This is a genomic window from Rhodococcus sp. R1101 (assembly GCF_000278445.1).
Lineage (GTDB): Bacteria > Actinomycetota > Actinomycetes > Mycobacteriales > Mycobacteriaceae > Rhodococcus > Rhodococcus gordoniae.
Genome location: NZ_AJVB01000206.1, coordinates 1 through 6561 on the forward strand (window position 1 = coordinate 1; position 6561 = coordinate 6561).

Here is a 6561-nt window from a genome sequence, read left to right on the forward strand (position 1 = left end):
GTGCGGGATCGCCGAACGAGAGCGTGACCAGCTGCGGCCGGTGGTCGAGCACGGCGGTGAGGAGGCTGTCGTCGTCGGCGAGCGCCCAGGTCATCAGGCCGAATCCGACAGGTCCGCCTCCGATCTCGCGGGCGGTGCGGACCTCCCCCGCAATCCACTCGGCGGTGTTGTACCGGGCGGCGCCGATGAGGCCGAGACCGCCGGCACGGGTCACCTCGCCGGCGAGCCGCCCGCCGGCCCGTCCACCCATGGGCGCGCCCAGCAGGGGAACGGAGATTCCGAGTTCACGGGTGAGCCAGGTGTCGAGCATGCGAATCCTTCCGATGGGCGTCGGAGCAGGGACGGCTACTTCTTCGGCTTGTCCGACGAGGCCTCCGACGAGAGCGCGGCGACGAACGCTTCCTGTGGCACGTCGACCCGGCCGATCGTCTTCATCCGCTTCTTGCCTTCCTTCTGCTTCTCGAGCAGCTTGCGCTTACGGCTGATGTCGCCGCCGTAGCACTTGGCGAGAACGTCCTTGCGGATCGCCCGAATGTTCTCGCGGGCGATGATCTTCGAGCCGATGGCCGCCTGGACGGGAACCTCGAACTGCTGCCGCGGGATGAGTTCCTTGAGCTTGGTCGTCATCTTGTTGCCGTAGGCGGCGGCGGCATCCTTGTGGACGATCGCGCTGAACGCGTCGACGGCCTCACCCTGGAGCAGGATGTCGACCTTCACCAGCGCGGCCTGCTGCTCGCCGGCCTCCTCGTAGTCCATCGAGGCGTAACCGCGGGTTCGCGACTTGAGCGAGTCGAAGAAGTCGAAGATGATCTCGGCCATCGGCAGCGTGTACCGCAGTTCGACGCGGGTCTCGGACAGGTAGTCCATGCCGCCGAGCTCGCCGCGCCGCGACTGGCACAGTTCCATGATCGAGCCGATGAACTCGCTCGGCGCGATGATGGTGCACTTGACGATCGGTTCGTAGATCTCGCGCGCCTTGCCTTCGGGCCACACGGACGGGTTCGTCACGACGACTTCCTCCCCGCCCTCGAGCACCACGCGGTACACGACGTTCGGTGCGGTGGAGATCAGGTCGAGGCCGAACTCGCGCTCGAGGCGTTCGCGGGTGATCTCCATGTGCAGCAGGCCGAGGAAGCCACAGCGGAAACCGAAGCCGAGGGCGACGGACGTCTCGGGTTCGTAGGTGAGCGCGGCGTCGTTGAGCTGGAGCTTGTCGAGCGCGTCGCGCAGCACCGGGTAGTCGGAGCCGTCGAGCGGATACAGACCGGAGTAGACCATCGGGCGCGGTTCGCGGTAGCCGGTGAGCGGCTCCTCGGCACCGTTGCGGGCGGTGGTGACGGTATCGCCGACCTTCGATTGGCGCACGTCCTTCACGCCGGTGATGAGGTAACCCACCTCGCCGACGCCGAGTCCGGCGGTGGCCTTGGGTTCGGGCGAGACGATGCCGACCTCGAGCAGTTCGTGGGTGGTGCCCGTCGACATCATCTTGATCTTCTCGCGGGGGACGATCTTGCCGTCCACCACACGCACGTACGTCACGACACCGCGGTAGGTGTCGTAGACGGAGTCGAAGATCATGGCGCGGGCGGGCGCATCGGCGTCGCCCACCGGTGGCGGCACCTGCCGGATCACGGCGTCGATGAGTTCGGGGACACCCTCGCCGGTCTTGCCCGAGACCCGGAGCACGTCGGACGGCTCGCAGCCGATGATGTTCGCGATCTCGCCGGCGTACCGATCGGGATCGGCCGCGGGCAGGTCGATCTTGTTGAGGACCGGGATGATCGTCAGGTCCTTGTCGAGCGCGAGGTAGAGGTTGGCGAGGGTCTGCGCCTCGATGCCCTGCGCGGCGTCGACGAGCAGGACCGCCCCCTCGCATGCCTCGAGCGCACGGGAGACCTCGTAGGTGAAGTCGACGTGACCGGGCGTGTCGATCAGGTGCATCACATAGTCTTCACCGTCGAGCTTCCACGGCAGGCGCACGTTCTGCGCCTTGATCGTGATGCCGCGCTCGCGCTCGATGTCCATGCGGTCGAGGTACTGGGCGCGCATCTGCCGCTCCTCGACCACCCCGGTGAGCTGCAGCATCCGGTCGGCAAGCGTCGACTTTCCATGGTCGATGTGCGCGATGATGCAGAAGTTCCGGATCTTCGCGGGGTCCGTGAACGTGGTGTCGGCGAAGGTGCTGATGTCGTGCTCCTGACTCGGACTGGCAGCGGCCTGCAGACCGCGGTCACCCTGCAGAATATCCAAGTCGGGCAGCGGCCGGGACTTCGCCCGTGTCCGGTCCGGTTAAGCTCGGTTCCCGTGGCCGGTACATGGAAGAAGTTGGGCAGGCAACTCGGGCGTCTCGCCGTCGAGCAGGGACCGAAGATCTACCAGCAGTTGCAGCAGTCCGGAGCGCTCGACAGGGCACGCGCCGCGCTGAACACGGCCGCACAGACCGGCACCTCCGGAAGCGGTACCACCGAGGCACCGAAGCCCGGCGCTGCCGGGACGGCGGCACCGAAGCCCGGCGCTGCGAAGACCCCCGCCGGCACGAAGCGCCCGGCCCCCGGCCGGCCGGTGGCCTCGCGCACCACGCCGACCGCCCAGCGTGCGCGCCGCCTCGAATACTCCCCCGACCTGGACGGCCGCGCCGATCCGGGCGAGATCGTGTGGACCTGGGTGGCCTACGAGGACGACCCGGCGCAGGGCAAGGACCGCCCGGTGCTCGTAGTGGGACGCGACGACTCGACGCTGCTCGGATTGATGCTGTCGTCGAACACCGACCGCGACGGTCAGCGCGACTGGCTCGGGATCGGCTCCGGACCGTGGGACGTGGAGAACCGTCCGAGCTGGGTTCGACTCGATCGCGTGCTCGACGTCCCGGAGGACGGCATCCGCCGCGAGGGGGCGATCCTTCCCCGGGCACGGTTCGATCAGGTCGCGGTCCGGCTCCGCACCGAGTTCGGCTGGAGCTGAACCGGGCCGCTCCCGATCGGGGATTCAGGAAGCTCTGAGCCGTATCGCCGTCCGAAGAGGAAGGTGTACACGAGGGCTCCGAGTGCGCCTCCGATGAGCGGGAACACGATGAACGCCCACAGCTGCCCGAGCGCGCCGTTCTGATAGAAGGCGACGGCCAGGCTGCGCGCGGGATTGACCGAGGTGTTGTCGATCGGGATCGAGATCAGGTGGATCACGGCGAGGGTGAACCCGATGGCGATGCCGGCGATCGGTGCGTCGGCGATCTGATCGGTCGCACCGAGCACCACGAACACCAGTACCGCAGTGAGCAGGACCTCGACGACGATCATCGCGCCGATGCCGTAGCCGTTCTCGAGTACACCGCCGAGCGGACCGCGCACGGCCGAGGGACTGTGTGCACCCCAGCCGTTGGCCCCGAGGCCGTCCGCGGCACGGTTGTAGCTCGGCAGCGACGATGCCACCGCGTAGAGCGTCAGACCGGCGATCAGGCCGCCGACGACCTGCGCGATCCAGTAGCCCACGGCACGCACCGGGGTCACGTGCCCGACGATGAGCTGCCCCAGCGTCACCGCCGGGTTCACGTGGCACCCGGAGATCGGGCCGATGGTGTACACGAGGAACAGCAGGGTCAGGCCGAACGCCAATGCGACGCCGAGCTGGCCGACACGGCTTCCGGCGAACACTGCGGTACCCACCGCGGAGAACACCAGAAGAAACGTCCCGATGGCCTCCGCCACGTACTTCCGCAGGTCGGAGAACTCACCGGGATCACGGATTTCCAGGGACGTCTCGCGCGCGAGATCTTCGTCGAGCCGGGATTCGGGATCGCGTGGGGGTTCCATGGGTCACCTCGATGTTCGCGGCTCCGCACGCAGGCGGAACCTGGTGGTAGAACACTTCGAGTCGATGCACCGCTGGGCGAACGCGCCGTTCGCGCTGTGACGCAGACTACGCAAGCGACGTCACCTCGACAACGACATCGTGCGCTGTGGCGTGTCCGCCCGGGCAGCAGGCGAGGAAGCGTCGACCCAGGCACGACAACGCCGTCGATCGGCCGGGGACTGTCTCGTAGGAGACATCCGCGCTGGTGACGAGGCTGCGTTCTCCGCCGGTTTGGGCTTTGGGAACCGCTCTTGGTAGCCTTGTCCATCGGTGCTCGGATGCACCCAGAGCTTTCCTACCAGCTACCAGCAAGACGACAGGATTTTACGCGTGGCCAACATCAAGTCCCAGGTGAAGCGGATTCGCACCAACGAGCGCAACCGACTCCGGAATCAGTCGGTGAAGTCGTCGCTGCGTACGGCGATCCGTTCGTTCCGCGAGGCTGCGGCCGCCGGCGACAAGAACAAGGTCAACGAGCTCCTCGTCGCCACCAGCCGTCAGCTCGACAAGGCTGCCAGCAAGGGTGTCATCCACCCCAACCAGGCCGCCAACAAGAAGTCTGCTCTCGCGAAGCTTGCCAACAAGCTCTGAGTTCATCGCTCCGAGGTAGTAGACGCAGGCTCTGCTTCACTGAGGCCGTCCCCCGCAGGGGACGGCCTCAGTGGCGTTGGATGCCACACACGGTGCCGGTCGTCCGGAAACCGAGTCGAGGCGCGCGGACGGCTCAGGCCGCCAACTGCGCGATGACCCGCACGGCGTGTTCGAGGGCGTAATCCGGATCGGCCGCCGCCCCTTTGACGTCGGCGTTGAGAGCGGCCACCACGGTGAGCGCCGTGCCGATGGACGCCGGTGCCCACGTCCGCGCTTGGGCCTGAGCTTTCTTGACCTTCCACGGCGGCATACCGAGCGACGAGGCGAGTGAGAACGGGTCGCCCCGACCGGCCGAGCCGACACGGGCGATGGTGTGAACGGCATCGGCGAGGGCATCGGCGAGCAAGACATGGGCGACGCCGCGGTGCATCGCCCATCGCAGCGCTTCGAGCGCTCCGGCGGTGTCGCCGGCCACGGCCTTCTCGGCCACATCGAATCCCGACACCTCGGCCTTGCCGGAGTAGTAGCGCCGCACGGCCGCGGCGTCGATCTTGCCGCCCGTGTCGGCCACGAGCTGACCGCACGCGGCAGCGAGTTCGCGGAGGTCGGATCCCACTGCTTCGATGACGAGCTGTTCGACGTCGCCGGAGACCCGCACGCCCGCGGCCTGGAACTCCTTGTGGACGAACGTGCGCACCCAGGCGGCCTTCTCCCCCGCTTTCGCGGGAGCGGCACACATGTGTTCCTCGGCTCCGCACTTGCGGAGCGCGGGCACCATCGTCTTGGTGCGGCCCCCACCGCTGTGGAGGATCACCAGCGTCACGCCCGGGGGCGGATCGGCCGCGACGTCGAGGATGAGCGCCGCGGCGTCCTTCCCGGCGTCGGCGGTGGATTCGAGGATCACGATGCGCTCCTCGGCGAACAGCGACGGGCTCAGCAGCTCGGCCAGTTCGGGGACACCGGCGTCGCCCGCGCGGAGCCGGGAGACCGGTAGATCGCCCGGAGTGTCGCTGCGCGTGCGGACGTCGGACACGATCTGCGCGACAGCACGGTCGACGAGCAGTTCTTCCTCACCGAGGACCAGATGCAGGGACGCGTCGCTCACGGTTCGATCGTGCCACGCACGTCCGACACCACCGCGAGCGCCCCGGAAGCGGCACGGACCACGGCGATGTCGCCGTGCAGGTCGGTGCGCAGCACGCGCGTCCCCACTGCAGCCAGCGTCGCGACGATCTCGGGGTGCGGGTGCCCGAAGAGATTGTCGCGTCCGGCGCTGACGACGGCGACGCTCGGCCGCACGGCGGTGAGGAAGCGCTCGGGCGTGGTGCGGGATCCGTGGTGCGGCACCTTCAGCACCTCCGCACGCACGTCGATGCCGGATCGTACGAGCGCATCGAGCGCGGCCTCCTCGGCGTCACCCGGGAGCAGGATCCGCCCCACGACGGTCTCGATCGTCAGGACGAGAGAGTCGTCGTTCTCGGAGTGGCCCACCCCCGGCGTATCGGGGCCGAGCACCCGGATGTCGAGGTCGCCCGCGCGCAGCACCGCACCGGCACGCACTTCCCGCACGGCGACACCGATCTCGGTCGCCGGCCGGAGGACTTCGGCTGCACCGTCATCCGCCACACCCGGACCGACCACGACCGCCTCCACGGACCGCCCGTCGAGGACACCGCGGAGCCCACCCGTGTGGTCGGCGTGCAGGTGCGACAGCACGATCAGCGCGACCTCACGAATCCGCAACCGGCGCAGGCACCGGTCGATGGGCTCCGGCTCGGGCCCGGTGTCGACGACGACGGCGCGTCCGTCCCCCGCAGCCAGCACCAGCGCATCGCCTTGGCCGACATCGCATGCGACGAGCACCCATTCTGCTCCGGGCCAGCCGGGCCTCAGCACACGCACCGGCAGCCACACCGCTGCGACCGCCAGCGCGATCACGAGAGCCGCCACCCGCGCTCGCCGGTGACGGACCACCGACCATGCAGTGGCGATCACCAGGGCCGCAGTGACGGCTCCCGCCGGCCCGTCGGGCACCTCCAGTTCGGCCGACGGCAAGGACGCCGCTCGGTCCGCCACCGTGATCAGCCACCACAGGAACGGACCTGTGCCACGTGCGAGTACCTC

The 6561-nt window shown here is 68.5% G+C and carries 7 protein-coding genes; 2 read left to right on the forward strand and 5 right to left on the reverse strand.

Annotation, left to right across the window (positions count from 1 at the left end):
• Together R1101_RS26730 and lepA are read right to left on the reverse strand one after the other, a co-directional pair.
• Positions 1-310, reverse strand: a 310-nt coding sequence (locus tag R1101_RS26730; protein WP_037223365.1) for a nitronate monooxygenase, incomplete at its 3' end; no start/stop codon positions are given.
• Positions 311-345: 35 nt separating this feature from the next.
• Positions 346-2250, reverse strand: a complete 1905-nt coding sequence (gene lepA / locus R1101_RS0113690) for a translation elongation factor 4 (protein ID WP_016933980.1) — start codon at positions 2248-2250, stop codon at positions 346-348.
• 54 nt (positions 2251-2304) lie between these two features.
• Here lepA and R1101_RS0113695 point away from each other — a divergent pair, with 54 nt between their 5' ends.
• Positions 2305-2961, forward strand: a complete 657-nt coding sequence (locus tag R1101_RS0113695; RefSeq protein ID WP_016933981.1) for a type II toxin-antitoxin system PemK/MazF family toxin — start codon at positions 2305-2307, stop codon at positions 2959-2961.
• On the opposite strand, the gene R1101_RS26735 is transcribed toward R1101_RS0113695, so the two are convergent.
• Complete coding sequence (locus R1101_RS26735) at positions 2919-3806, reverse strand: aquaporin (protein ID WP_016933982.1); 888 nt, start codon at positions 3804-3806, stop codon at positions 2919-2921. The two genes, R1101_RS0113695 and R1101_RS26735, sit on opposite strands and share 43 nt — an antisense overlap.
• Before the next feature lie 370 nt (positions 3807-4176).
• Between R1101_RS26735 and rpsT the strand changes: the two genes are divergently transcribed.
• Positions 4177-4437, forward strand: coding sequence for a 30S ribosomal protein S20 (gene rpsT, locus R1101_RS0113710; RefSeq protein WP_016933984.1), 261 nt, complete (start codon positions 4177-4179; stop codon positions 4435-4437).
• Positions 4438-4570: 133 nt separating this feature from the next.
• Here rpsT and holA read toward each other — a convergent pair whose 3' ends face one another.
• Both holA and R1101_RS26740 read right to left on the reverse strand, forming a co-directional pair.
• Positions 4571-5542 carry a DNA polymerase III subunit delta gene (gene holA / locus R1101_RS0113715; protein ID WP_016933985.1) on the reverse strand — a complete coding sequence of 324 codons (972 nt, stop codon included), beginning with the start codon at positions 5540-5542 and terminating at the stop codon, positions 4571-4573.
• On the reverse strand, positions 5539-6561 hold a 1023-nt coding region (locus R1101_RS26740; RefSeq protein ID WP_016933986.1), incomplete at its 5' end, for a ComEC/Rec2 family competence protein. The genes holA and R1101_RS26740, both read right to left, overlap by 4 nt.